The organism is Ruegeria sp. SATB027 (assembly GCF_059613825.1).
The window spans coordinates 1-1,113 of record NZ_JBXWTH010000022.1 but is presented as its reverse complement, the minus strand read 5'-3'; the positions used below and the strand labels follow the sequence as shown (position 1 = coordinate 1,113).

Annotated in this window: 1 protein-coding gene; it reads right to left on the bottom strand. The window is 54.6% G+C overall.

Translation table 11 applies throughout. The annotated features are described in order from the left end of the window. Positions 1 to 1,057 (bottom strand): IS3 family transposase gene (locus tag AC2FPW_RS04215; RefSeq protein WP_496812655.1). Its coding sequence is split into 2 segments (ribosomal slippage), with 1,058 coding nucleotides annotated over them: positions 1 to 793 and positions 793 to 1,057; the frame shifts between segments, so codons are not numbered across the junction. This gene is flagged as partial in the annotation. Between the last annotated feature and the right edge of the window lie 56 nt (positions 1,058 to 1,113).

The window sequence follows — 1,113 nt, the reverse complement described above, 5'->3', positions numbered from 1 at the left end:
CTGTGCGGGCGTTTAGTGTTGTAGTGTTTCCTCCATTCTTCGATCAATATCTGCGCTTCTTTTAGGCTGTAGAAGACTTCTCCATTCAGGAACTCATCTCTGAACCGCGCATTGAAACTTTCACAGTAACCGTTCTCCCATGGGCTGCCTGGCTCGATGTATGCGGTCTTTGTTCCAACTGCATTGATCCAGTCTTGCACCGCCACGGCAATGAACTCAGGGCCATTGTCGGAGCGAATGTAGCTTGGCACACCGCGCATGATGAACAGGTCACTCAGAACGTCGATGACATCGCCGGAGTTTAGCTTGCGGTCCACTCGGATCGCCAAGCACTCCCGGCTGTACTCATCGATAACGTTGAGCGTGCGGAACGCCTTTCCGTCATCCGTTCGACAATGTACGAAGTCATAACTCCAAACGTGGTTTCGATGCTCCGGCCGCAGCCGAACACACGATCCATCATTTAACCAGAGCCGCCCCTTCTTTGGTTGTTTCATTGGCACTTTCAGCCCCTCCCGACGCCAAAGCCTTTCGACGCGCTTGTCATTCACCTGCCAGCCCGCATCTCTCAGCAAAGCCGCGATCCGGCGATAACCGTAGCGGCCATACTGGCGGGCCAATTCTATCATGTCCGCCACCAGGCGCTTCTCGTCAGTTCGACCTTTCGGCAGCTTTCGCTGTGTGGATCGGTGCTGTTTCAGAACACGACACGCCCGGCGTTCTGAGACACGCAGTTTGCGGCGCACATGGTTGATGCAGGCACGGCGACGGGCGGGGCTCAGTAGTTTCCCTTGGCCGCCTCCGTCAGGATCAGTTTGTCCAGGGTCAGATCCGAGACGGCCTTTCGAAGACGCTCATTCTCTTTTTGAAGGCGCTTGAGTTCCTTCAACTGATCCGTACCCATTCCGCCGTACTTCTTCTTCCAGCGATAATAGGTCTGTTCAACAACACCAATCTGCCGGATTGCATCCAGACGGGACATGCCTTGCCCCATCAATATCTCAACCTGTCGCAACTTCGAGACAATCTCTTCCGGCTTCGGTCGCTTGTTCGCCATGTGGTTCCTCCGTTTTCTTAACCATAACGGCGGACCACTTCAGAGGGGGAGGATCA